Source organism: Nocardioides sp. Z21_20, from assembly GCF_059766585.1.
In genome coordinates this window covers 24,305-48,943 of record NZ_JCBAJX010000017.1, presented here as the reverse complement: position 1 = coordinate 48,943, position 24,639 = coordinate 24,305, and the positions used below count along the sequence as shown (strand labels likewise).

Genomic DNA, 24,639 nt, shown 5'->3' with positions numbered 1-24,639 from the left:
CAGACCCTATCGCCCGCCGCTAGCGCCGGGACTTCACGCCCCGGACCAGACGTCGAACCCGCTCCCAGCGCTCCTTGATCCCCGCCTCGGCCCCCAGCGAGGTGGGCCGGTAGTACTGCGCGTCGAGGATCACATCGGGGGCGTACTGCTGCTCGGCGATGCCGAACGGCTCGTCGTGGCTGTAGCGGTAGGTGGCCCCGTGGCCGAGCTTCTTGGCCCCCGAGTAGTGGGCGTCGCGCAGGTGGCTGGGCACCGGACCGATCTTCCCCGCCCGTACGTCGGCGCTCGCGGCGTCGATCGCGGTGATCACCGCGTTGGACTTGGGCGCCACCGCCAGGGCGATGGTGGCCTGCGCCAGGTTGAGCCGGGCCTCGGGCATCCCGATCAGCTGCACCGCCTGAGCGGCGGCCACGGCGGTGGTGAGCGCGGTGGGGTCGGCCAGGCCGATGTCCTCGCTGGCGAGGATGATCAGCCGCCGGGCGATGAAGCGGGGGTCCTCGCCGGCCTCCATCATCCGGGCCAGGTAGTGCAGCGCGGCGTCGGCGTCGGAGCCGCGCACCGACTTGATGAAGGCGCTGGTCACGTCGTAGTGCTGGTCGCCCTGGCGGTCGTAGCGCACCGCGGCCTGGTCCACGGCCGTCTCGGCGGTGGCCAGGTCGACGACCGACGAGCCCTTCGAGCGGGCGGCACCGGCGGCGGCCTCCAGATAGGTGAGCGAGCGGCGCGCGTCCCCGCCGGCCAGCCGGACGAGGTGCTCGCGGGCGTCCTCGTCGAGCTCCACCGCGCCGGCCAGCCCGCGCTCGTCGGCGAGCGCCTGGGCGATCACCGCCCGGATGTCGTCGTCGGTCAGCGACTGCAGACGCAGCAGCAGGCTGCGCGAGAGCAGCGGCGAGATCACCGAGAAGAACGGGTTCTCGGTGGTGGCCGCCACCAGCGTCACCCAGCGGTTCTCCACCCCGGGCAGCAGCGCGTCCTGCTGGGCCTTGCTGAAGCGGTGCACCTCGTCGACGAAGAGCACGGTCTCGCGTCCGCCGCGCACCAGCTCGGAACGCGCCGCGTCGATGGCTGCGCGGACCTCCTTGACGCCGGCCGCGACCGCGGAGACCTCCACGAAGCGACGGTCGGTCTGCTGGCTGACGATCGAGGCGATCGTGGTCTTGCCGGTCCCCGGAGGGCCCCACAGCAGCAACGACATCGACTGGTCGCCTTCGATCAGCCGGCGCAGCGGGGAGCCGTCCGCGCGCAGCTGCGCCTGCCCGACGAGCTCGTCGAGGGTGCGCGGACGCATCCGCACCGCCAGCGGCGCCGAGGCGTGGGTGTTGCCGGCAAGGGCACCGCCCCCGCCCGCTGCCGGGGTGCGGGCACCGCCCTGCGACACCTCGAACAGACCCTCCACGCCGTCAGCCTAGGCGACCCGCCGGCCGGCACCGTGCGCCGGGCTCAGCGCGACTCGAGCCCGGCCCGGCGTTGCCGCCGGACCGGGCTCGAGCTGGGCCGTGGCTCAGCGTCGCGACGCGGAGGCGACCATCGCCTCTTCGGCGAAGTGGCACGCGGACGGGTGCGACCCGCCCAGGTCGGGGCGCGCGATGAGCTGCGGCTCCTCCTGGGAGCAGATCTCCTTGGCCATCCAGCAGCGGGTGTGGAACCGGCAGCCCGTGGGCGGGTTCGCCGGCGAGGGCACGTCGCCGGAGAGCCGGATCTGCTGGCGCGTCCCGCGCAGGGCCGGGTCGGGCACCGGCACGGCCGAGAGCAGGGCCTGGGTGTAGGGGTGCGTGGGCCGCTCGTAGATCTCGTCCTCGGTGCCCAGCTCGGCGATCTTGCCCAGGTACATCACCGCGACCCGGTCGGAGATGTGGCGCACCACCGACAGGTCGTGGGCGATGAACACGTAGGCGAGCCCCAGCTCGCGCTTGAGGTTCTCCATCACGTTGATGACCTGCGCCTGCACCGACACGTCGAGCGCGGAGACCGGCTCGTCGCAGATCAGCACCTTGGGGTTCAGGGCGATGCCGCGGGCGATGCCGATGCGCTGACGCTGGCCGCCGGAGAACTGGTGCGGGTAGCGGGTGATGTGCTCGGGGCTCAGCCCGACCATCTCCATCAGCTCCTGCACCCGGGCCTTGCGCCCGGCCTTCGGGGTCACGTCCGGGTGGATGTCCAGCGGCTCCCCGATGATGTCGCCGACGGTCATCCGCGGGTTCAGCGAGGTGTAGGGGTCCTGGAACACGATCTGGATGTCGCGGCGCAACCGGCGCATCTCGCGCCGGCTCTGGGAGTACATGTCGACGCCGTTGAACTCCAAGGTGCCCTCGGTGGGCTCCTCCAGGCGCATCAGCAGCCGCCCCAGCGTGGACTTCCCACAGCCGGACTCGCCGACGACCCCGAGGGTCTCCCCCGCGCGCAGCTCGAAGTCGACGCCGTCGACGGCCTTGACGTGGCCGACGGTACGGCGCAGCAGGCCGTCCTTGAGCGGGTAGTGCTTCTTGAGCCCGACGGCTCTGAGGATCACCTCAGACATCGAGAACCTCCTCGGCGAAGTGGCAGCGACTACGCCTACCGGGCACCACCTCGCGCAGCGCGGGGTGCTCGACGCGGCAGACGTCCTGGGCGCGGTGGCAGCGGGGGTGGAAGGGACAGCCGCTCGGCATCGCGAGCAGGTTCGGCGGGAGGCCCTTGATCGCGAAGAGCTCCTTGCCCTTCTGGTCCAGGCGCGGGATGGAGGCGATCAGCCCCTCGGTGTAGGGGTGACCGGGGTTCGCGTAGAGCGGCCCGACGTCGGCGCGCTCCATGATCTGCCCGGCGTACATCACCGAGATGCGGTCGGCCACGTCGGCCACGACGCCCAGGTCGTGGGTGATCAGCATGAGCCCCATCCGGCGCTCCTCGCGCAGCTCCTGCAGCAGCGCCATGATCTGCGCCTGGACGGTGACGTCCAGGGCGGTGGTCGGCTCGTCGGCGATCAGCACCGCCGGGTCGAGCGCGATCGCCATCGCGATCATGATCCGCTGGCGCATGCCGCCGGAGAACTGGTGCGGGTAGGCCTTCACCCGCTCCTTGGCGGCCGGGATCTGCACCCGCTCCATCAGCCGGACGGCCCGCTCCAGGGAGTCGGACTTGTTCATGCCCTCGTGGACGCGGAACATCTCCGCGATCTGCCAGCCCACCGGGAAGACGGGGTTCAGCGCGGAGAGCGCGTCCTGGAAGATCATCGAGATCTCCGGGCCGCGCACCCGGCGCCGGTCCTTGTCGCTCATCTTCAGCAGGTCCTGGCCGCGGTAGCGGATCTTGCCGCGGGGGATGTGGGCCGGGGGCATGTCGAGGATGCCCATGATGGCCTGCGCCGTCACGGACTTGCCCGAGCCCGACTCACCGAGCACGGCGAGGGTCTCGCCCTCCTGGAGGTACAGGTCCACGCCGTTGATCGCGCGGGCCACCCCCTCGCGGGTGTGGAACTCCACGTGGAGGTCCTCGACCTCCAGCAGCGAGCCCTCGTAGGACCCGTTGGACTTGGAGGGACGTCCCATGGTTTCGGCTGTCATCGAATCACTTTCCGGTTCACCGCGACTTGGGGTCGAACGCGTCTCGCACCGCGTCGCCGAGCATGATGAACCCGAGGACGGCGAGGCTGAGGAACATGGCGGGGAACAGCAGGACGTGCGGCGCGGAGCGCATCGCGTTGGTCGCCTCGGAGATCATCACGCCCCAGGAGACGGTGGGCGGCTCCAGGCCGATGCCCAGGAAGGACAGCGCAGCCTCGGCCGAGATGAAGACACCGAGGTTGATCGTCGAGACCACGATCACCGGCCCCAGCGCGTTGGGCAGGATGTGCGAGGTGATGATCCGCAGCGGCGAAGCACCCAGGGCGCGGGCGGCCTGGACGTAGTCGTTGGGCTTGACCTGCAGCACCGACGAGCGCATCAGCCGGAAGAGGCTCGGCCAGCCGAGGACCACCAGCACCAGCACCACCTGGAAGACGATGGTGAAGTAGCCGGCGTCGTCGGTGCGCAGCGTCGACAGCAGGATGATCGCGCCGAGCAGCAGCGGGATCGCGAAGAAGATCTCGGCGAACCGGCTGATCAGCGCGTCGATCCAGCCGCCGTTGTAGCCGCCGACGAGGCCGAAGAACGAGCCCAGCACCGCGGTGCCGATGGTCGCGAACAGGCCGACCAGGATCGAGGCGCGGGCGCCGTAGATGCAGCGGGCGTAGATGTCGTAGCCCTGGGTGTCGCGCCCGAACCAGGCGTCACCGCTCGGGGTGGCGCGGGCCTCGGACAGGATGAACTCGCGGGGACCGGTGTTGGTGAACAGCGAGGGCCAGATGGCCATCACCACGAACACGGCGATGATGCTCGCCGAGATCCAGAACATCGGCTTGCGACGCAGCTCGCCCCAGGCCTGTCCCCGCAGGGACTGGCCGCCGGCGGTGCTGCGGGCCGCGGGGGCCTCGTCGGGGCCCCCCACGAGCGGGCCGGCGTGGCCGCCCGTCGCGAGAGTCTCGTTGATGTCAGTCATGGCTGATCCTCGGGTCGAGTACGCCGTACAGCAGGTCCACGATGAGGTTGGCGAGCAGGTAGATCAGCACCAGCGCCGTGACCGCACCGACGACGGCGATCCCGTCGCGCTGGTGGATGCCCTGGAAGATGTAGTTGCCGACACCGGGGATGTTGAAGATGCCCTCGGTGATGATCGCGCCACCGAGCAGGGCGCCGAAGTCGTAGCCCAGGAAGGTGACGACCGGGATCATCGAGTTGCGCAGCGCGTGGACGCCGACCACCCGGCCCCGGCTCAGGCCCTTGGCGGTGGCGGTACGGATGTAGTCGGACTTCATGTTGTCCGCGAGGTTCGTGCGCATCAACCGGGCCAGGTAGGCCAGCGACGTCGAGGCCAGCACGAAGGCCGGGAGGAACAGGTCGTAGAACGTGGCGTCCATGGAGACGGTGACCGGGAACCAGCCCGCGCGCACGCCGAGGTAGAGCTGGGCGACGCGGCCGATCACGAACACCGGGATCGAGATCACGAACAGCGTGCTGACCAGCACCAGGCCGTCCACGAACCCGCCTTTTCGCAACCCGGCGAGGACGCCGGCCAGGACTCCGATCACGGCCTCGATCACGAGGGCCATGGCGCCGAGCTTGGCGGTGACCGCGAAGCGCTCGGAGAGCTCCTCGCTGACCGGGTTGCCGTAGCGGTTCTCGCCGAAGTCGCCCTGGACGACGTTGCCGAGGTACTTCACGTACTGGACGACCAGCGGGTCGTCGAGGTTGTACTTCTCACGGAACTGCGCGACGTAGGCATCCGAACAGGGTCGTTCGCCGCACTTGCCGGCCGTGGGGTCGCCCGGCATGGCGAACACCATCGCGTAGATGAGGAACGTCGCACCGAGAACGACCGGGATCATCTGCAAGAGCCGGCGGGCGATGTAGTTGCCCATCTTGCCTCCGTCGTTTCGATCTCGTCACAAAGCGCGCGGCCAAGCCGCGCGCGGTCGGGGGGAATTGTTGCATCAGCGGAACAATGTCCCACTGACCGGGGGTGTGCTGGCCGCTTACCGCGACCAGCACACCCCCGTATCAATGCTGGGTCAACCCAGTGTCAATGCTGGATCGACCCAGTGTCATTGCTGGATCAAGCCACTGTCACTTGAGGGTGACGTTGGCGTAGTCCGGGACACCGAACGAGTTGACGGCAACCTCGTTCACGCTGTCCGACCAGCCCACGTTGGCCGTGGAGTACCACAGCGGGATGACGCGCATGTCCTCGGCCAGGCGAAGCTCGGCCTCCTGGTACTTGGCGTTGGCCTCGTCCAGGGACTCGGCGGCAGCGCCCTCCTTGGTCAGGCGGTTGAAGTCGGCGTCGTCGAAGTCGTAGTAGTTCGACGCCGCGCCCTTGGCGTACAGCGGCACGAGGAAGTTCTCGATGGACGGGTAGTCCATCTGCCAGCCCGAGCGGAACATGCCCTTGGTCTTGCGCTCGTCCAGGTCGGTGAGGAAGGTCGCGAAGTCGACCGTCTTCTTGACCGTGCACTCGACGCCCAGCGCCCCCTTGATGGAGTTGCAGGCAGCCTCGGCCCAGGGGCCGTGGTCCGCGTCGCCGTTGACCGTGATGGTCAGCGCGTCGCCCTTGTAGCCACCGGCGGCCTCGAGGGTCTCCTTGGCCTTCTCCGGGTCGTAGACACAGGCGTCGCCGCACTGGTCGGCCTTGTAGCCGTCGACGACGGGCGAGACCCAGCCGGTGGCGGGCTCACGCGAGCCGGCGAAGATCTGGTCGATGATCTCCTGGCGGTTGATCGCCATCGAGATGGCCTTGCGGACCTCGGGGTTCGCCAGGTTCTTGTCCACGTCGGGGTTGATGCCGAGCAGCTGGATCACGCCGACCTCACGGGTGGTGCCGCGGTCGGAGAGGTCCTGCAGCCACTGGTCGCCGGTGAGGACGTCGGTGGGGATCTCGTTGGTGATGTCCAGCTCGCCGCTGACGACCTCGTTGTAGGCCGCGTTGGAGTCGGTGTAGATCCGGAACGTGATCTGGTCGACCTTGCCGGCGAAGTCACCGGAGTACTCCGGGTTCTTGCTCACCACGATCTGCTGGTTCTTGTCCCAGGTGTCGACCTTGTAGGGGCCGGCTCCGATGGGAGCCTCACCGAAGGCCTCGGGGTCCTCGAAGAAGGACTCCGGAAGCGGGGCGAAGGCGGTGTAGCCCAGACGCACGGGGAGGTTCGAGACCTTCTCGGTGGTCTTGATCGTGAAGGTCTTGTCGTCGACGACCTTGAGGCCCGAGAGCTCCTTGGCGGCCGGCTCCTTCTTGCACTCCTCGTCGGCGCACTGCATGTCCGCGTAGCCCTCGAAGGGCTCGAAGAAGTAGTTGGCCTGGTAGCCGTTGGGGCCGTAGGCGGCGTAGTTCCACGCGTCGACGAAGCTGGCCGCCGTGACGGGGGTCCCGTCGGAGAAGTTGTAGTCGTCCTTGATGGTGACCGTGAACGTCTGGTTGTCGTCGGTCTCGATGGACTCGGCGATGTCCATCTCCGGCTCGGCGTTCTCCACGTTGTAGTGGACGAGCTTGGAGGTGGTCACGTCGAGGACGTCACCACCGCAGGTCTCGGCCGTGTTCTGCGGGACGAGCGGGTTCTCCGGGTTGCATCCGCGAACGACGATCTCACCGCCCGAGCCCCCGTTGCTGCCCTCGGCATTGTTCTTGTCGTCGTCATCGCCCGATCCACAAGCCGACGCAACGAGCGTCAAGGCAGAGACGGCGACGACAGCCATGGAGCGGGAAACGCGTCGCATGTATGTCCTCCTTCTGATGGCAAATCACGTGCTCGATGTCCGAGCGCTGGACCGGACTCTATGTGCCCGGGCGTGCCGGATCGATCACTCGCGCGTAACGATCCGGACACGGGTGCGGGTATCGGGGTTTGGCCGATCAGCCCTCGGACGGGTTTTCCTGCGCCGGCTTGGCGTCCACACCGGCTTCTTTGCGCTGTGCGGGCGTGATCGGCGCAGGAGCCGACGTCAGTGGATCGTAGCCTCCGCCGGACTTCGGGAAGGCGATGACGTCGCGGATCGAGTCCGCCCCCGCGAGGATCGCGGCGATGCGGTCCATCCCGATCGCGATGCCGCCGTGCGGCGGGGCGCCGTACTTGAGGGCGTCGAGCAGGAACCCGAACTTCTCGTCCGCCTCCTCGTCGGTGATTCCCATCACCGCGAAGACCCGCTTCTGGACGTCCTCGCGGTGGATCCGGATCGAGCCGCCCCCGAGCTCGCTGCCGTTGCAGACGATGTCGTAGGCGTAGGCCAGCGCGGAGCCGGGGTCGCGGTCGAAGGTGTCGACGAACTCCGGCTTGGGGCTGGTGAACGCGTGGTGGACGGCCGTCCAGGACCCTGCGCCGACGGCCACGTCGCCGCTGGCCACGGCCTCCGAGCTCGGCTCGAACAGCGGCGCGTCCACGACCCAGGTGAAGGCGAACGCGCTCTCGTCGATCAGCCCGCCGCGGCGGCCGATCTCCAGGCGCGCGGCGCCGAGCAGCGCACGGCTGGACTTGGTGGCGCCGGCAGCGAAGAAGATGCAGTCGCCGGGCGCGGCGCCGACGTGGGCGGCCAGGCCGGCCTTCTCCTCGTCGGTGATGTTCTTGGCCACCGGGCCGGTCAGCGAGCCGTCCTCCTGGACCAGCACGTAGGCCAGGCCCTTGGCGCCGCGCTGCTTGGCCCACTCCTGCCAGGCGTCGAGCTTCTTGCGCGGCTGGCTGGCGCCGCCGGGCATCACCACCGCGCCGACGTACTCGGCGTTGGCCGGGGAGAACACCCGGAACGGGGTGTCCTTGAAGTACTCGGTGCACTCGACGAGCTCCAGGCCCATCCGCAGGTCGGGCTTGTCGGAGCCGAAGCGCGCCATCGCGTCGGCGTAGGTCATCCGCGGGATCGGCCGCGGGATCTCGACGTCGATGAGCCGCCACATCGAGGCCAGGATCTCCTCCATCAGCTCGATGACGTCGTCCTGCTCGATGAAGCTCATCTCGATGTCGAGCTGGGTGAACTCGGGCTGCCGGTCGGCGCGGAAGTCCTCGTCGCGGTAGCAGCGCGCGATCTGGTAGTAGCGCTCCATGCCGGCCACCATCAGCAGCTGCTTGAACAGCTGCGGGCTCTGCGGCAGCGCGTACCAGCTGCCCGGGTGCAGTCGGGCCGGCACCAGGAAGTCGCGGGCGCCCTCGGGGGTGGAGCGGGTCAGCGTGGGCGTCTCGATCTCGACGAACTCGTGGCCCTCGAGGACGTCGCGCGCGGCCTTGTTGATCTTGCTGCGCAGGCGCAGGGCGTGGTTGGGCCCGCTGCGGCGCAGGTCGAGGTAGCGGTGCTTGAGGCGCACCTCCTCCCCCACGTCGACGTGGTCGTCGATCGGGAACGGCAGCGGGGCGGAGGTGCTGAGCACCTCGACTCCCCCGTCCGCGTCCGCGATGACCTCGATCTCGCCGCTGGGCAGGTTGGGGTTGGCGTTGCCCTCGGGGCGCAGCGAGACCGTGCCGGTGATCTTCAGGCAGTACTCGTTGCGCAGGCTGTGCGCGACGGCCTCGTCACGCACCACCACCTGGACCACGCCGCTGGCCTCGCGCAGGTCGAGGAACGCGACGCCACCGTGATCGCGCCTGCGGCCCACCCACCCGGCGAGGGTGACGGTCTGGCCGACGTGCTCGGCGCGCAGGGCGCCGGCGTCATGGGTGCGGATCACGAGAGTTGCTCCTTGGTGGGGGTCGGTACTGCGGTGTCAGGGGTGTCCGGGGTGTCTGCGGTCGGCGCGGGGGCCGAGCCGGGGGCGACCAGGTCGCGCAGGGTCGCGACGAGGTCGTCGAGGGCGACGCTGCGCTGCTCGCCGGTGTCCATCTCCTTGAGCTGGGCGGTGCCCTGCTCGAGGTCGCGCTCGCCGAGTACGACGACGTAGGCCGCCCCCGACTTGTCCGCGGCCTTCATCGCGCCCTTGAGCCCGCGCCCGCCGAAAGCCTGGTCGGTGCGGACGCCAGCGCGGCGCAGCTCGGTGGCGAGCAGGGCGGCCCGGCCGCGGGCGGCGCCCAGCGGTACGACGTACGCGTCGAGGGCGCGAGCCGGTCCGACCGCGAGTCCCTCGGCCTGGCAGGCGAGGAAGGTGCGGTCGAGGCCCAGCCCGAAGCCGATCCCGGACAGCTCCTGGCCGCCGAGCTCGGCCATCAGGCCGTCGTAGCGACCGCCGCCGCCGATCCCGGACTGGGCGCCGAGGCCGTCGTGGACGAACTCGAAGGTGGTGCGGGTGTAGTAGTCGAGGCCGCGGACCAGCCGCGGGCTCAGCGTGTACGGCGTGCCGGCGGCGTCGAGCAGCGCGCGCACCTCGCCGAAGTGCTCGGCGCAGTCCGCGCACAGGTGGTCGAGCATCAGCGGCGCCTCGCCGAGCTGGGCCTGCACCTCGGGGCGCTTGTCGTCGAGGACGCGCAGCGGGTTGAGCACCGAGCGCTCCCGGGTCGCCTCGTCGAGGTCGAGGCCGGCGAGGAAGGCGGTGAGCCGCTCGCGGTAGCCGGGCCGGCACTCGCGACAGCCCAGCGAGGTCAGCTCGGTGCGGTAGCCGGTCAGCCCCAGGGAGCGGTAGCCGTCGTCGGCGATCGCGATCACCTCGGCGTCCAGGGCCGGGTCGTCGGAGCCGATCGCCTCGATGCCGAACTGCTGGAGCTGGCGGTAGCGGCCGTGCTGGGGGCGCTCGGCGCGGAAGAACTGCCCGGCGTACCAGAGCTTCACCGGCAGCTGGCCGCGGTCCAGGCTGTGCTCGATGACGCTGCGCATCACCCCGGCGGTGCCCTCGGGGCGCAGCGTCAGCGAGCGGCCGCCGCGGTCGGTGAAGGTGTACATCTCCTTGGAGACCACGTCGGTGGACTCCCCCACCCCGCGCACGTAGAGCGCGGTGTCCTCGAAGACCGGCAGCTCGATGTAGCCGTAGCCGGCGTTGATGGCCGGCGCGGAGAGCGCCGCCTGGATCGCCAGCCAGGCCGCCGAGGCGGGGGGAAGGTATTCGGGCACGCCCTTGGGTGCCGCGAGCTTGGGCAACATGTGATTCACAGACCTCGGGTGACTCGGCCTGCGGACCCGGTCTCGCCGGGGGACTCGATGAGCTCACGCAGGAAGGGGTTGGTGGCGCGCTCGCGACCGATCGACGTCTGCTCGCCGTGCCCGGGCAGCACCACGATGTCGTCGGACAGCGGCAGCACCTTGTCGGTCAGGCTGCGCAGCATCGTGGGATGGTCCCCGCCGGGCAGGTCGGTGCGCCCGATCGAGCCGGCGAAGAGCAGGTCGCCGGAGAACATCAGCTCGGAGATCTCCGGCTGGCCCGCCGCCGCGCCGTACGGCGTGCGGAAGGTGACCGACCCCTCGGTGTGGCCGGGGGTGTGGTCCACGACGAAGGTCAGCCCGGCGATCTCCAGGCTCTGGGCGTCGCCGAGCTCGCGGACGTCGTCGGGCTCGGCCCAGGTGTAGTCGCCGCCCAGGAGCATCTGGGTGCTCTCGCGCGACATGCCGGCCATCGGGTCGGTGAGCAGGTGCCGGTCGCGGGGGTGGATCCACGCGGTGGCGTCGTAGGTGCCGGCCACCGGGGCCACCGACCACATGTGGTCGATGTGTCCGTGGGTGACCAGGACGGAGACCGGCTTGAGCCGGTGCTCGCGCACCACCTCCGCGACGCCGGCGGCGGAGTCCTTGCCGGGGTCGATGACGACGCACTCGTTGCCCGCCCCGGTCGCGACGACGTAGCAGTTCGTCCCCCAGGGACCGGCAGGAAACCCAGCGATCAGCACCCAGGCAGACTACCGAGCGCGACAACGTTCCGTCGCATCGGTTCTGGGCACCGGACAGGGCGAGGGCGGGCACGTTGCGCGGTCGATCGCTAGCATGGGCGCCTGCCACCGTTCGGCCGAGTGAAGAGGATTACCAGTGACGGGTCAAGAGTGGGGTCGAGTCGCCGAGGATGGCACGGTCTACGTGCGCACCTCCGATGGCGAGCGCTCCGTGGGGCAGTACCCCGAAGGCACCCCTGAGGAAGCACTGAAGTTCTTCACCGAGCGGTACGCCGCGCTCGCCTTCGAGGTGGAGCTGCTGGAGAAGCGGATCGTCTCGGGGGTGATGACGCCGGAGGAGGCCGCCGAGTCGGTGACGAAGGTGCGCGCCCAGGTGACCGGGGCCAACGCCGTCGGCGACCTCGAGGGGCTCGCCACCCGCCTGGACGCGCTCGGGGAGGTGATCGAGGCCCAGCGCGAGGCGCGGAAGGCGGAGAAGGCCGAGAAGCTCGCCGCGTCGCGGGTCGAGAAGGAGCGCATCGTCGCGCAGGCCGAGAAGCTGGCCGCCGGCAACGACTGGCGCAACGGCGCCAACCGGCTGCGCGAGCTGCTCGAGGAGTGGAAGGCGCTGCCCCGCCTCGACCGCCCCTCCGACGACACCCTGTGGCGGCGCTTCTCCACCGCCCGCACCGCCTACACCCGCCGGCGCAAGTCGCACTTCGCCGAGCAGCACGAGAAGCGCGACGCGGCCAAGGCGATCAAGGAGCGGCTCGCGGCCGAGGCCGAGACCCTGGCCACGTCCACCGAGTGGGGTCCGACCGCCGGCCGGTTCCGTGACCTGATGCGCGACTGGAAGGCCGCCGGGCCGGCCCAGCGCGAGATCGACGACGCCCTGTGGAAGCGGTTCCGCGGCGCCCAGGACGCCTTCTTCGGCGCCCGCGACGCCTCCAACGCCGAGCTGGACCGCGAGTTCGCGGCCAACGCCGAGGTCAAGGAGAAGCTCCTGATCGAGGCCGAGGCGCTGCTCCCGGTCGGCGACGTCGAGGCCGCCAAGCGCTCCTTCCGCGACCTGGCGGACCGCTGGGACGCCGCCGGCAAGGTCCCCCGCGACCGGATCAAGGACCTCGAGGCCCGGATGCGCAAGGTCGAGCAGGCGATCCGCACCGTCGAGGACGAGCAGTGGAAGCGCTCGAACCCGGAGAAGTCCGCCCGCGCCGACGACATGGTCACCAAGCTGGAGAAGGCGATCGCCGACGTCGAGACCCAGCTCGACTCCGCCCGCGCCGGCGGCGACGCGAAGAAGATCAAGGACCTCGAGGAGAACCTCGCCTCGCGCCAGGCCTTCCTGGACATGGCCCGCAAGGCCGCCGAGGAGTTCAGCGGCTGAGTTTGTGGGCGGGCGCGGCGCGGCGCCCGGCGGGTGGCGCGCGGCGCTCGGCGGATGGCGCGGCGCCCGGCGGATGGCGCGGCGCCCGGCGGATGGCGCGGCGCCCGGCGCTCGCCGTACTGGGCACGTGAAACCCGCACTTCCCACGTGTTGCAACGTGTGGGAAGTGCGGGTTTCACGAGTTAACTCGTGAATGCCACACCCGGCGCTACCACTCAAGCCACTTGCGCCCCACACAAAGCGCCCGCCTCACCCCAGCCGAACTGACCACACGAAACCCCCACTTCCCACGTGTTGCAACATGTGGGAAGTGCGGGTTTCACGAGTTAACTCGTGAATCCCGCGGCGAGCGCCACCCCTACTGCGTCACCCGGTACGCGTCGAACACCCCCGGCACCGTGCGCACGGCGCGCAGCACCGAGTCGAGGTGCTTGGCGTCGGCCATCTCAAAGGTGAAGCGGCTCTTGGCGACGCGGTCGCGGGTGGTGCTCAGCTGGGCGCTGAGGATGTTCACGTGGACGTCCGAGAGCGCCATCGTGATGTCGGAGAGCAGCCGGGCCCGGTCGAGCGCCTCGACCTGGATGTTGACCAGGAACGTCGAGAGCGCGGTGGGCGCCCACTCCACGTCGAGGAGTCGCTCGGGCTGGTTGGTGAGCGCGGTGGCGTTGGTGCAGTCGCGACGGTGCACCGAGACTCCCCCGCCCTTGGTGACGAAGCCCAGGATCGGGTCCGGCGGCACCGGGGTGCAGCACTTGGCCAGCTTGACCCACACGTCGGCGACGCCCTTGACGATGACGCCGGTGTCGCCGGGCGTGGTCGCCTTGGACCGCGACCGGCGGTGGGTGATGTTGATGCCCTCGGCCAGGTCCTCCGCGGCACCGGCGGGCCCGCCGTGCACCTCGAGCACGTGGCGTACGACGGCCTGGGCGCTGAGGTTGCCCTCCCCCACCGCGGCGTAGAGCGCGGTCACGTCGGCGAGCTTGTAGTGGGCCGCCGCCGCCGAGAGCGTCTCGTACGAGAGCAGCCGCTTGAGGGGCAGCCCCTCCTTGCGCATCAGCCGGGCGATCTGGTCCTTGCCGCGCTCGATGGCCTCGTCGCGGCGCTCCTTGGTGAACCACTGCCGGATCTTGGAGCGGGCCCGCGGCGACTTCACGAACGTCAGCCAGTCGCGCGAGGGCGCGGCGCTGTCGGACTTGGAGGTGAAGACCTCGACCACGTCGCCGTTCTCGAGCGTGGACTCCAGCGGGACCAGGCGGCCGTTGACCCGGGCGCCGATGGTGCGGTGCCCGACCTCGGTGTGTACGGCGTAGGCGAAGTCGACCGGTGTGGCGCCGACGGGCAGCGCGATCACGTCGCCGCGCGGGGTGAAGACGTAGACCTCGGCGCGGTTGATCTCGAAGCGCAGCGACTCCAGGAACTCGCCCGGATCCTCGACCTCGCTCTGCCAGTCGAGGAGCTGGCGCACCCAGGTCATGTCGTCGACGTCGCCGCGGCGCTCGGTGTCGACGCCGGCGCGCCCGTTCTCCTTGTACTTCCAGTGCGCAGCGACGCCGTACTCGGCGCGGCGGTGCATCGCGAAGGTGCGGATCTGCAGCTCGACGGGCTTGCCCTGCGGACCGATCACGGTCGTGTGCAGCGACTGGTACATGTTGAACTTGGGCAGCGCGATGTAGTCCTTGAACCGGCCGAGGACCGGGTTCCACCGGGCGTGCAGGACGCCGAGCGCGGAGTAGCAGTCGCGGTCCTCCTCGACCAGGATCCGGATCCCGACCAGGTCGTAGATGTCGGTGAACTCGCGTCCGCCGACGATCATCTTCTGGTAGATCGAGTAGTAGTGCTTGGGCCGCCCGGTGACGCGGGCCTTGACCCGGGCCTCCTTGAGATCGGCCTCCACCTGGGCGATCACCTCGGCCAGGAACTGATCGCGCGAGGGCGCCCGCTCGGCGACCATCCGGACGATCTCGTCGTAGATCTTCGGGTGCAGGGTCGCGAACGCGAGGTCCTCGAGCTCCCACTTGAGGGTGTTCATGCCGAGGCGGTGGGCCAGCGGCGCATAGATGTCGAGCGTCTCGCGGGCCTTGCGCTCCTGCGTCTCCTGCTTGACGTAGCGCAGCGTGCGCATGTTGTGCAGGCGGTCGGCGAGCTTGATCACCAGCACCCGGATGTCGCGCGACATCGCGACGATCATCTTGCGGATCGTCTCGGCCTGGGCGGAGTCGCCGTACTTGACCTTGTCGAGCTTGGTCACGCCGTCGACCAGGCGGGCCACCTCGTCGCCGAACTCCTCGCGCAGCTGGTCGAGCGTGTACGGCGTGTCCTCGACCGTGTCGTGCAGCAGCGCGGCCACCAGCGTGGGCTCGGTCATCCCGATGTCGGCGAGGATGGTGGTCACCGCGAGCGGGTGGGTGATGTAGGGGTCGCCGCTCTTGCGGGTCTGCGTCCCGTGCATCTTCTCCGCGACCAGGTAGGCGCGCTCGAGCAGCGCCAGGTCGGCCTTGGGGTGGTTCGCGCGCACGGAGCGGAAGAGCGGCTCCAGGACCGGGTTGCCGCTCTGGGCCCGCGTGCCGATGCGGGCCAGCCGGGCTCGCATGCTGCGCGTCGACGTGCCGGCCGGCTGGGGCGCACGTTCGCGCAACGGCGGAACGTCGCGATCCTCGGTCATTGGCACAGTCTAGGGCTCGGCCGCAGCGGGAGTCGAAAGTGTGGTGCGCGCTCGCTCAGACGGCCGTCACGACCCTCAGGTCGGTGTCGCCCAGGGCGTCACGACCAGAGAGGAACGTGAGCTCCAGCAGCACCGCGATGGCGTGGACCTCGCCGCCGCAGGCCCGCACGAGGTCCTGGGTGGCGGCGAGGGTGCCGCCGGTGGCGAGCACGTCGTCGACGAGCAGCACGCGCTCGCCGGGGGCGATCGCGTCGCGGTGCATCTCCAGGGTGGCCTGGCCGTACTCGAGGTCGTAGGAGACCGCGTGCGTCTCGCGCGGCAGCTTGCCGACCTTGCGCACCGGCACGAACCCGACGCCGAGGGCGAGCGCGACCGGGGCGCCGAGAATGAAGCCACGCGCCTCCATGCCGAGCACCTTGTCGACGACCGGGTGGCCCTGCTCGTCGCGCCCGGCCTCGGCCAGCGCCTCGATCACGGTGGTGAACGCCGTGTGGTCGGCGAGCAGCGGAGTGATGTCCTTGAAGATGACGCCCGGCTTGGGGAAGTCGGGGACGTCGGGCACGAAGCGCGACATGGCCTCGCCGGCGCGCAGCAGCACGTCGCTGGGGCTCACGGAGAGCTCACGGCTCCTTGCGGAGGTTGGGGCCCTGGTCGGGGCGCTCGGCGGAGGCGTCCGGGTGCTCCACCTCGGCCGGGGCCTCGAGCTCGTCGGCCTCGGCGACCGGCTCGCTCAGCACGTTGGCGATGGCCCCGCGGGCCACCTCGAGCACGGTGCCCGGAGCGACCTCGATGTGCAGCCGGTCGGCGGCCTCGGTGCTCTGCACGGTCCCGAAGATGCCGGAGGAGAGCATCACGCGGTCGCCGGCGGCGAGCCCGCTCTGCATCTGGCTGAGCTGCTTCTGACGACGCGAGGCGGGACGGATCATCAGCAGCCAGAAGATCACCGCGATGGCGATGATGGGCAGGAACTCCACGACAGGGGGCCTTTCGGATGTACAACGGGTGAGCACGGAGGGCAGCGACGCCACGCTCCGATGAGCCAGTCTAGTCCGGGAGCCGGGCCACAGCCGCACCCGCGCGACGTCCGCGCCGCCGCTCCCGGCGGCGGCCGCGGCCGACTCACTCGTCGAAGAGGGGCTCGTCTCCTGCCGGGTACGCCGACGGCGGCGCGGTCAGCCCGAGGTGCTGCCAGGCGGCCGGGGTGGCCACCCGCCCGCGCGGGGTGCGGGCCAGGAAGCCCATCCGGACCAGGAACGGCTCGGCGACCTCCTCGACGGTCTCGCGCTCCTCGCCGACGGCCACGGCCAGCGTGGAGACGCCGACCGGTCCACCGCCGAAGCGGCGGCACAGCACGTCGATCACCCCCCGGTCGAGCCGGTCCAGGCCGCACTGGTCCACCTCGTAGAGATCCAGCGCGGCGTGGGCGATCGGCAGGCTGACCACCCCGTCGGCGCGGACCTGCGCGTAGTCGCGCACCCGGCGCAGCAGCCGGTTGGCGATCCGCGGGGTGCCCCGGGAGCGCGACGCGATCTCGGCGGAGCCCTCGTCGGTCAGCTCCACCCCGAGCAGGCCGGCGGAGCGGCGCACGATCAGGTCGAGCTCGGCGGGCTCGTAGAACTCCAGGTGGGCGGTGAAGCCGAACCGGTCGCGCAGGGGGCCGGGCAGCAGGCCGGCGCGGGTGGTGGCGCCGACCAGCGTGAACGGCGGGATCTCGATCGGGATGGCGGTGGCGCCGGGGCCCTTGCCGATGACGACGTCGACGCGGAAGTCCTCCATCGCCATGTAGAGCATCTCCTCGGCCGGGCGCGACATCCGGTGGATCTCGTCGACGAAGAGGACGTCGCCCTCGTTCATGCCCGACAGGATCGCGGCGAGGTCGCCGGCGTGGGTGATCGCCGGGCCGCTGGTCAAGCGCAGCGGCGTGCTCATCTCGGCGGCGATGATCATCGCCAGCGTGGTCTTGCCCAGTCCCGGCGGCCCGGAGAGCAGCACGTGGTCGGGCGCGCGCCCACGCTGGCGGGCCGCCTCCAGGACCAGCCCGAGCTGCTCGCGCACGCGGGTCTGGCCGACCACCTCGTCGAGGCTGCGCGGGCGCAGCGCGGCCTCGACGGCGCGCTCGTCGCCCTCTGCCTCGGCGGCCGTCAGCGAGCGCAGGTGCGCCTGCTCGGCGGCGGCCAGCTCGTCGACGTCCTCGTCGGAGTAGTCCATCTCAGGCCTTGCTCAGCGTGCGCAGCGCGGCGCGCAGCAGGGCGCCGACGTCCGGGGCGTCGCCGGCGTCAGGGGCGACCGACTCGACGGCCTTGTCGGCCTCCTTGGCCGACCAGCCCAGTCCGACCAGGCCCTGGTGGACCTGCTCGCGCCAGGCGGCGGCCGGGGCCGCGGCGCCGGGGCGGGCTCCGGAGCCGGTGGGCGGGCCGATGCGGTCCTTGAGCTCGAGGATGATCCGCTGGGCGCCCTTCTGGCCCACGCCGGGGACCCGGGTGAGCGTCTTGACGTCCTCGGCGGCCACCGCGCGGCGCAGGTCGTCGGGGCTGAGCACGGCGATCATCGCCTGGGCGAGCTTGGGGCCGACGCCGGAGGCGGTCTGCACCAGCTCGAAGACGGCCTTCTCGTCGGAGTCGAGGAAGCCGAACAGCGTCAGGGAGTCCTCGCGCACCACCATGCTGGTGGGCAGCGTCGCCTGCTGGCCGGGGCGCAGGGTGGCCAGCGTGCCGGGCGTGCACATCAGCTCGAGGCCGACGCCGCCGACCTCCACCACGGCGCTGCTCAGCGTGACGGCGGCGACCTCGCCGCGCACGAACGCGATCATCTCTTCCTCCCTGCCGCAGCCACGGCTGCGTCGATGCGGGCCTGGGCGCCTCCGCGCCAGATGTGGGTGATCGCCAGCGCCAGCGCGTCGGCGGCGTCGGCGGGCTTGGGTGGCGCGGAGAGCCGCAGGATCCGGGTCACCATCGCACCGACCTGCGCCTTGTCGGCGCGTCCACTGCCGGACACCGCCGCCTTGACCTCGCTGGGGGTGTGCAGCGCGACCGGCAGGCCCCTGCGGGCCGCGCAGACCATCGCGATGCCGCTGGCCTGGGCGGTGCCCATCACGGTGCTGACGTCGGAGCGGGCGAAGACCCGCTCGATGGCGACCGCGTCGGGCTGGAACTCGTCGAGCCAGGCGTCGACGCCGTTCAGGATCGTCACCAGCCGGATCGGCACCGGCTCCGATGCCGAGGTGCGCAGCACGTTGACGTCGATCATCGTCAACGGCCGGCCGACCTCTCCGTCGACGACTCCCATCCCGCAGCGGGTGAGTCCGGGATCGATCCCGAGGACACGCATCAAGCCAGCCTTCCGTCCGAACACCTGTTCGGAGGAACGCTATCGCGGGCCCCCCGCCTTACGGCGCAGGACACGCGGGGCGTCAGTCCTCCTCGAGCTCGGCCATCACCTCGTCGGAGACCGAGTGGTTGGCGAACAGGTTCTGCACGTCGTCGAGGTCCTCCAGGACGTCGACCAGGCGGAACATCTTCGCCGCCGCGTCCTTGTCGAGCTCGACCTGCAGGTCGGGCACGAACGAGGCGTCGGCGGAGTCGTAGTCGATGCCGGCGGCCTGCAGGGCGGTGCGCACCGCGACCAGGTCGGTGGCCTCGGAGATCACCTCGAAGGCGTCACCCAGGTCGTTGATGGTGTCGGCGCCGGCGTCCAGGGTGGCCTCGAGGAGGTCGTCCTCGGTGACGGTCTTGCCGTCCTGCTCGGCGGGCACCACCACGACGCCCTTGCGGTGGAAGAGGAACGACACCGACCCCGGGTCGGCCAGCGAGCCGCCGTTGCGGGTCATCGCGGTGCGGACCTCCATCGCGGCGCGGTTCTTGTTGTCGGTGAGGCACTCGATGAGCATCGCGACGCCGCTGGGCCCGTAGCCCTCGTACATGATCGTGGAGTAGTCCGCGCCACCCGCCTCGGCGCCCGAGCCGCGCTTGACCGCGCGGTCGATGTTGTCGTTGGGGACCGACGACTTCTTGGCCTTCTGGATGGCGTCGTAGAGGGTCGGGTTGCCGGAGGGGTCACCGCCGCCCATCCGGGCCGCGACCTCGATGTTCTTGATCAGCTTGGCGAACATCTTGCCGCGCTTGGCGTCGACGACGGCCTTCTTGTGCTTGGTCGTCGCCCATTTGGAGTGGCCAGACATGGGTCCCTCTTCTACTCGGACTGCGTGCGCGGACGTCGCGCACTCCTGCGGATGCGCGGCGACACCGTCGACGGCCCCTGTCGGGCCTCGTCGATCCTACCTGGGGTGGCGCCGCTCACGGGCGGGGCTGCCAGCGCACCGCGATCTCCAGGACGCCGTCGCGCAGGTGCGAGGCGAGCCCGTGGTTGCGCAGGCACGCGGTGACCGGGCCGAGCAGGGCGTCGCCCTCGACGGCCAGGTGGCCGGTGGGGTGGCGCAGCTCGCCGCACAGGACGGGCTCGTCGACGGCACGCCACACGTCGAGGACCCCGAAGCGCAGGAGTCCGCGCAGCGTCGCCCCGGCGGCGACGATCCGCTCGGCCTCCGCGCGGGCCTCGGCCACCCCGGCGCCCACCAGCACCCGGACCCGGTGCTGCTCGCACTCGGCGAGCGCTGCCTTCAGCCGGTCGTGGCCGGTCGGCGCGGTCCAGCCGGCAGCGTCGACGGCCAGGGCACGCCGTTCGGCCGCGATCCAGGCCCGGGCCAGCACCGAGGCCTCCAGGTGCGGCAGCGCCGCGTCGACGACCGCGACCACGTCGGCCAGCAGCTCCTCGGACGACAGCAGGCCCGAGCGGACCTGGAGCCGGACGTGCTCGCGCAGCTCCTGCTCGGTGCGGTCCTGCTGGGAGCTCACCGGCGCCCCTCAGGCATCGGGGGCGGCGTCGTGGGCGAGCGACTGCTGGCGCACCACCCAGATCCGCTGAGCCACGGTGATCGTGCTGGCGAAGGCCAGCACCCACAGCGCGACGTACATCAGCACCGGGAGGTCGAAGATCGCGCCGAGGCCGGTCATCACCAGGATCGCGACCAGCCGGTCGGCGCGCTCGGCGATGCCGACCTTGGCCTGGAAGCCCAGGGACTCGGCCCGGGCCCGGGCGTAGGAGGTGACCGACCCCATCGCCAGGCAGATCAGCGAGAGCCACAGGTACAGGCGCGAGTCACCGGGGCCGGCGAAGTAGAGCGCCAGCCCGCCGAAGATCGAGGCGTCCCCGATCCGGTCCAACGTCGAGTCCAGGAACGCGCCGAACTTGCTGGAGCGTCCCGACAGCCGCGCCATCGTGCCGTCGAGCAGGTCGCTGAAGACGAAGGCGGTGATCACCAGCACGCCGGTGAGCAGCATGCCGCGCGGGAAGAAGGCCAGGGCGCCGGCGCAGACACCGAGGGTGCCCACCAGCGTGACGGCGTCGGGACTGACGCCCAGCCTGGTCAGCAGGCGGGCGATGGGCGTGATGACCTTCGTCCAGAAGGCGCGGAATCTGTCCAACATGGCGGGAGCAGGCTAGCCGGTCGTCGGCGGTGTGGGGCGATGGGGCGTACGGTCGACACACGAAGCCACCCAGGCTTCCTATCCAGGAGGCCTCATGAGCGACAAGTCGCCCCGTCAGGGCATGTCCAAGAAGTCCAGCAAGTCCCTCAAGGAGAAGCGCTCCGACAAGCGCGACAAGGCCGAGAGCGCCAGCGCCATGGAGAAGGCGGCGCTCAAGGGCAAGAAGTAGCCCTCAGCCCGGCTCCCGGGCGCTCACCTCCAGGCTGCGGCGAACAGCGCCCGGGTCTCGGTGAGGAGCTCGGGCAGGGTCTTGGTGCGCCCGATGATCGGCATGAAGTTCTGGTCACCTGCCCAGCGCGGCACGACGTGCTGGTGCAGGTGGGCGGAGATGCCGGCGCCGGCGATCGCGCCCTGGTTCATCCCGATGTTGAAGCCCTGCGCCCCCGAGACGGTGCGGACCACGCGCATCGCCTGGCGGGTGAGGTCGGCGATCTCGGCCGCCTCGGCGTCGGTGGTCTCGGTGTAGTCGGCGATGTGGCGGTAGGGGCAGACCATCAGGTGCCCGGGCGCGTAGGGGTAGAGGTTGAGCACCACGTAGGCGAGCTCGCCGCGCACGACGACCAGGCCCTCCTCGTCGCCGAGCGTCGGGATCCGGCAGAACGGGCACTGTTCGGCCGACGAGCCGGCGGGCTTGTTCTCGCCGCGGATGTAGGCCATCCGGTGCGGCGTCCACAGCCGGTCGAGGTCGTCGGGCTCGCCGACGCCGTCCTGGTGCACCGCTTCGTCAGGCTGGCTCATGGGGATCACCCTAGGGCGGGCGCTCAGTACTGGTGGAACCAGCGTCCGAGGTCCGACTCGATGCCCGGGCAGGTGAGGTTCTGGTCGCGTCGGTCCTGCACCCACTGGCCGAGCACGGCGTCGCCGCCCTGGATCGACTCCCCCGCCCCGCAACGGCGCAGCGCCTCCTCGGCGGAGGTCTCCCCCGCGGCGCGCCACTCGGGCAGCCCGAGGGTGAGGTCGTCGACGATCTGCGCCCACAGGTACGGCGTGGAGTAGACGCCGACCGCGTAGCCGGCCGCGCGGTAGCCCTTGACCGAGCCCTCGACCACGGCGGCGTTCGCGACCGGGTCGGCGCTCCACTCGAAGTCCTTGACGGGCTCGACGTCGACCCAGACCAGCGGTGAGCTCAGCCCGGCGCGGCGCATCGCCGCGACGGCGTAGAGCGCCTGGTGGTAGCCGGTGTTGGCCAGCGCGCCGAGGCGGGTGGCGCCGTCGTAGGGGCCGCTGGCGCCGTGCTCGGCGACCGCGGCGCGCTGCGGCCAGCTCGCCACCGCGTACGCCGCGGCCATCAGGCCCCGGTCGCGCACCCAGGCGACCTGGTCGCGCAGGCAGGGGTTCTCGGTGAAGCCGGGGCCGTTGGTCAGCCCGATCACCACGTACTCGGCCTGCGCGATCGGCATCGGCATGCCGAGCGTGCGCCGCTCGGGGATGCCGAGCCCGGGCGGGCACTGCGGCCAGCTGATGTCGGCGCCCAGCACCGCCTCCCCCGACGCCCGCGGCTTCGGCTTCCGCGGCTCCGGCAGGTCGGCGGCGGCCTGCTCGGCGAGCTCGGCCAGCGCCTGCAGCCGGGCGGCCTGGTCGTCCTGGACCGGCTTCACCACCGAGGTGGGGCCGGCGCTCGGCGCCGACGGGTCGGGCAGCGCGGGCTGGGTCTCCTGGGCCGGAGCGCAGCCGGCGAGCAGCGCGGCGGCGAGCATCAGGCCCGCGCCGCGCCGCCGCACCCGCTCAGACCTGGACGCGGCTCTCGACCGCCTCGACCACGCGACGTACCGCCTCGTCGATGTCGACGCCGTTGTCCTGGTCGCCGTTGCGGTAGCGGAACGACACCGCGCCTGCCTCCACGTCGGCGTCGCCGGCGATCAGCATGAACGGGACCTTCTGCATCTGGGCGTTGCGGATCTTCTTCTGCATCCGGTCGTCGGACTCGTCGATCTCGACCCGGATCCCGGCCTTCTTCAGCCGCGCCGCCACCTCGTAGAGGTAGTCGTTGTGCCGCTCCGCGATCGGGATGCCGACGACCTGGACCGGCGCCAGCCAGGGCGGGAACGCGCCGGCGTAGTGCTCCACCAGGACACCCATGAACCGCTCGATGGAGCCGAACTTCGCGGAGTGGATCATCACCGGCTGCTGGCGCGAGCCGTCGGCGGCGACGTACTCGAGGTTGAAGCGGTCGGCCGAGGGCTGGTTGAAGTCGTACTGCACGGTGCCCATCTGCCAGGTCCGGCCGATGGCGTCGCGCGCCTGCACCGAGATCTTCGGGCCGTAGTAGGCCGCGCCGCCCGGGTCGGGCACGAGCTCGAGCCCGGTGGCCACCGCGACGTCCTCGAGGACCTGGGTGGCGACCGCCCAGTCCTCGTCGGAGCCGATGAACTTGTCCTTGGCGGCGTCGCGCGTGGACAGCTCGAGGTAGAAGTCGTCGATGCCGAAGTCGCGCAGCAGGCTGAGCATGAAGTTGAGCAGGTGCTCCACCTCGGCCGGTGCCTGCTCGGGGGTGACGTAGGAGTGCGAGTCGTCCTGGGCGAAGCCGCGCACCCGGGTCAGCCCGTGGATCACGCCGGACTTCTCGTGGCGGTAGACGTGGCCGAACTCGAAGAGCCGCAGCGGCAGCTCACGGTAGGAGCGCTGACGCGAGCGGTAGATCAGGTTGTGCATGGGGCAGTTCATCGCCTTGAGGCGGTAGTCCATGCCGTCCACGTCGAGGGCCGGGAACATGCCCTCGCCGTAGTAGGGCAGGTGACCGGAGGTGTAGAACAGCCCCTCCTTGGCGAGGTGCGGGGTGCCGACGTAGTCGAAGCCCTCCGCGATGTGGCGCTCGCGGACGTAGTCCTCCATCGCCCGCTTGATCACCCCGCCCTTGGGGTGGAAGACCGGAAGGCCGGACCCGATCTCGTCGGGGAAGCTGAACAGGTCCAGCTCGCGGCCGAGCTTGCGGTGGTCGCGGCGCTCGGCCTCCTCGATGCGGTGCAGGTGCGCGTCCAGCGCCTCCTTGGACTCCCAGGCGGTGCCGTAGATGCGCTGCAGCTGCTTGTTCTTCTCGTCGCCGCGCCAGTACGCCGCGGCCGAGCGCATCAGCTTGAAGGCGGGGATCCGCTTGGTGGTCGGCAGGTGCGGGCCGCGGCACAGGTCCTTCCACGCGACCTCGCCCTTGCGGTTGAGGTTGTCGTAGATCGTCAGCTCGCTGCCGCCGACCTCGACCGAGGCGCCCTCGGCGGCGTCGGCGGAGTTGCCGGCGCCCTTGAGCCCGATCAGCTCGAGCTTGTAGGGCTCGTCGACGAGCTCGTTGAGGGCGTCGGCGTCGGAGACCACCCGGCGGGAGAACTTCTGTCCCTCCTTGATGATCTTGCGCATCCGGCTCTCGATCTTGGCGAGGTCCTCGGGCACGAACGGCGTCTCGACGTCGAAGTCGTAGTAGAAGCCGTTCTCCACCGGCGGGCCGATCCCGAGCTTGGCGTCGGGGAAGATCTCCTGGACGGCCTGGGCCATCACGTGCGCGGTGGAGTGGCGCAGGATGTCGCGCCCGTCGGCGGAGTCGATGGCCACGCCCTCGACCTCGTCGCCCTCGACCAGCTCGTAGGCGAGGTCCTTGAGCTGTCCGCCGACGCGGGCCGCGATGATCGCCGGGTCCTCGGCGAAGAGCTCCCAGGCCTTGGTGCCCGCCTCGAGGGTCCGCTGCGTCACCGTTCGCCCAGAGCTCTCGTCTGCGCTGACGACGGTGACCTTGATCTCGGACACGTGGAGGCCTTTCCTACGAGGGTCGTGCGGACTCGGTGATCGT

At 70.7% G+C, this 24,639-nt stretch carries 23 protein-coding genes; 2 read left to right on the top strand and 21 right to left on the bottom strand.

All coding sequences use genetic code 11. The features are described 5' to 3' along the window. Nucleotides 1-19: 19 nt before the first annotated feature. From AC6EH9_RS18540 to AC6EH9_RS18500, 9 genes are all read right to left on the bottom strand, one after another. Nucleotides 20-1,396, bottom strand: coding sequence for a replication-associated recombination protein A (locus AC6EH9_RS18540; RefSeq protein ID WP_498425155.1), 1,377 nt, complete (start codon nt 1,394-1,396; stop codon nt 20-22). A gap of 105 nt (nt 1,397-1,501) precedes the next feature. After that, nucleotides 1,502-2,518 (bottom strand): ABC transporter ATP-binding protein, encoded by a 1,017-nt coding sequence (locus AC6EH9_RS18535; protein ID WP_498425154.1) that lies wholly within the window; start codon nt 2,516-2,518, stop codon nt 1,502-1,504. Then, the gene (locus tag AC6EH9_RS18530; protein WP_498425153.1) at nt 2,511-3,539 is read right to left on the bottom strand and encodes an ABC transporter ATP-binding protein; all 1,029 of its coding nucleotides are present in this window, start codon (nt 3,537-3,539) and stop codon (nt 2,511-2,513) included. Before AC6EH9_RS18530 ends, AC6EH9_RS18535 begins: the two co-directional genes overlap by 8 nt. A 16-nt stretch (nt 3,540-3,555) precedes the next feature. Then, the gene (locus tag AC6EH9_RS18525) at nt 3,556-4,512 is read right to left on the bottom strand and encodes an ABC transporter permease (RefSeq protein WP_498425152.1); all 957 of its coding nucleotides are present in this window, start codon (nt 4,510-4,512) and stop codon (nt 3,556-3,558) included. After that, the gene (locus tag AC6EH9_RS18520) at nt 4,505-5,431 is read right to left on the bottom strand and encodes an ABC transporter permease (protein ID WP_498425151.1); all 927 of its coding nucleotides are present in this window, start codon (nt 5,429-5,431) and stop codon (nt 4,505-4,507) included. The genes AC6EH9_RS18525 and AC6EH9_RS18520 overlap by 8 nt, the downstream gene beginning before the upstream one ends. Before the next feature lie 205 nt (nt 5,432-5,636). Continuing rightward, the gene (locus AC6EH9_RS18515; RefSeq protein WP_498425150.1) at nt 5,637-7,280 is read right to left on the bottom strand and encodes a peptide ABC transporter substrate-binding protein; all 1,644 of its coding nucleotides are present in this window, start codon (nt 7,278-7,280) and stop codon (nt 5,637-5,639) included. 136 nt (nt 7,281-7,416) lie between these two features. Next, on the bottom strand, nt 7,417-9,213 hold the full coding sequence (gene aspS / locus AC6EH9_RS18510; RefSeq protein ID WP_498425149.1) for an aspartate--tRNA ligase: 1,797 nt from the start codon (nt 9,211-9,213) through the stop codon (nt 7,417-7,419). Further along, entirely contained in the window at nt 9,210-10,553 is a 1,344-nt protein-coding gene (hisS, locus tag AC6EH9_RS18505) for a histidine--tRNA ligase (protein WP_498425148.1), read from the bottom strand. Before hisS ends, aspS begins: the two co-directional genes overlap by 4 nt. 5 nt (nt 10,554-10,558) lie before the next feature. Then, entirely contained in the window at nt 10,559-11,293 is a 735-nt protein-coding gene (locus tag AC6EH9_RS18500; protein WP_498425147.1) for an MBL fold metallo-hydrolase, read from the bottom strand. A gap of 184 nt (nt 11,294-11,477) precedes the next feature. On the opposite strand from AC6EH9_RS18500, the gene AC6EH9_RS18495 reads away from it, so the two are divergent. Continuing rightward, a complete protein-coding gene (locus AC6EH9_RS18495; RefSeq protein WP_498425146.1) occupies nt 11,478-12,659 on the top strand; it encodes a DUF349 domain-containing protein in 1,182 nt (393 codons plus the stop codon). A 358-nt stretch (nt 12,660-13,017) separates the two neighbouring features. Here AC6EH9_RS18495 and AC6EH9_RS18490 read toward each other — a convergent pair whose 3' ends face one another. From AC6EH9_RS18490 to pgsA, 9 genes are all read right to left on the bottom strand, one after another. Further along, entirely contained in the window at nt 13,018-15,249 is a 2,232-nt protein-coding gene (locus AC6EH9_RS18490) for a RelA/SpoT family protein (RefSeq protein WP_498425187.1), read from the bottom strand. A 127-nt stretch (nt 15,250-15,376) separates the two neighbouring features. Continuing rightward, nucleotides 15,377-15,895 carry an adenine phosphoribosyltransferase gene (locus AC6EH9_RS18485; protein ID WP_498425186.1) on the bottom strand — a complete coding sequence of 173 codons (519 nt, stop codon included), beginning with the start codon at nt 15,893-15,895 and terminating at the stop codon, nt 15,377-15,379. Nucleotides 15,896-15,941: 46 nt separating this feature from the next. After that, nucleotides 15,942-16,295, bottom strand: a complete 354-nt coding sequence (gene yajC / locus AC6EH9_RS18480) for a preprotein translocase subunit YajC (RefSeq protein WP_498425145.1) — start codon at nt 16,293-16,295, stop codon at nt 15,942-15,944. Between the two features lie 145 nt (nt 16,296-16,440). Next, nucleotides 16,441-17,529: a Holliday junction branch migration DNA helicase RuvB gene (ruvB, locus tag AC6EH9_RS18475; protein WP_498425144.1), complete on the bottom strand. Its 1,089-nt coding sequence runs from the start codon at nt 17,527-17,529 to the stop codon at nt 16,441-16,443. A gap of 1 nt (nt 17,530) precedes the next feature. Further along, complete coding sequence (ruvA, locus tag AC6EH9_RS18470; RefSeq protein ID WP_498425143.1) at nt 17,531-18,130, bottom strand: Holliday junction branch migration protein RuvA; 600 nt, start codon at nt 18,128-18,130, stop codon at nt 17,531-17,533. Beyond that, the gene (gene ruvC, locus AC6EH9_RS18465) at nt 18,127-18,648 is read right to left on the bottom strand and encodes a crossover junction endodeoxyribonuclease RuvC (protein WP_498425142.1); all 522 of its coding nucleotides are present in this window, start codon (nt 18,646-18,648) and stop codon (nt 18,127-18,129) included. Before ruvC ends, ruvA begins: the two co-directional genes overlap by 4 nt. A gap of 82 nt (nt 18,649-18,730) precedes the next feature. Next, nucleotides 18,731-19,498, bottom strand: a complete 768-nt coding sequence (locus AC6EH9_RS18460; protein ID WP_498425141.1) for a YebC/PmpR family DNA-binding transcriptional regulator — start codon at nt 19,496-19,498, stop codon at nt 18,731-18,733. A gap of 115 nt (nt 19,499-19,613) precedes the next feature. Further along, entirely contained in the window at nt 19,614-20,171 is a 558-nt protein-coding gene (locus AC6EH9_RS18455; protein ID WP_498425140.1) for a DUF6891 domain-containing protein, read from the bottom strand. A 9-nt stretch (nt 20,172-20,180) separates the two neighbouring features. After that, the gene (gene pgsA / locus AC6EH9_RS18450) at nt 20,181-20,804 is read right to left on the bottom strand and encodes a phosphatidylinositol phosphate synthase (protein ID WP_498425139.1); all 624 of its coding nucleotides are present in this window, start codon (nt 20,802-20,804) and stop codon (nt 20,181-20,183) included. Nucleotides 20,805-20,898: 94 nt separating this feature from the next. On the opposite strand from pgsA, the gene AC6EH9_RS18445 reads away from it, so the two are divergent. Next, nucleotides 20,899-21,033, top strand: a complete 135-nt coding sequence (locus tag AC6EH9_RS18445) for a hypothetical protein (protein WP_498425138.1) — start codon at nt 20,899-20,901, stop codon at nt 21,031-21,033. A 23-nt stretch (nt 21,034-21,056) separates the two neighbouring features. Here the strand turns inward: AC6EH9_RS18445 and AC6EH9_RS18440 are convergent, their stop codons facing one another. Genes AC6EH9_RS18440 through thrS form a run of 3 tightly spaced genes read right to left on the bottom strand, consistent with a single transcriptional unit; the run spans nt 21,057 to nt 24,596 of the window. Then, nucleotides 21,057-21,602, bottom strand: coding sequence for an HIT family protein (locus AC6EH9_RS18440; protein ID WP_498425137.1), 546 nt, complete (start codon nt 21,600-21,602; stop codon nt 21,057-21,059). Between the two features lie 23 nt (nt 21,603-21,625). Continuing rightward, nucleotides 21,626-22,585 carry a hypothetical protein gene (locus AC6EH9_RS18435; RefSeq protein ID WP_498425136.1) on the bottom strand — a complete coding sequence of 320 codons (960 nt, stop codon included), beginning with the start codon at nt 22,583-22,585 and terminating at the stop codon, nt 21,626-21,628. 4 nt (nt 22,586-22,589) lie between these two features. Continuing rightward, nucleotides 22,590-24,596, bottom strand: a complete 2,007-nt coding sequence (thrS, locus tag AC6EH9_RS18430) for a threonine--tRNA ligase (protein ID WP_498425135.1) — start codon at nt 24,594-24,596, stop codon at nt 22,590-22,592. Nucleotides 24,597-24,639: the final 43 nt, after the last annotated feature.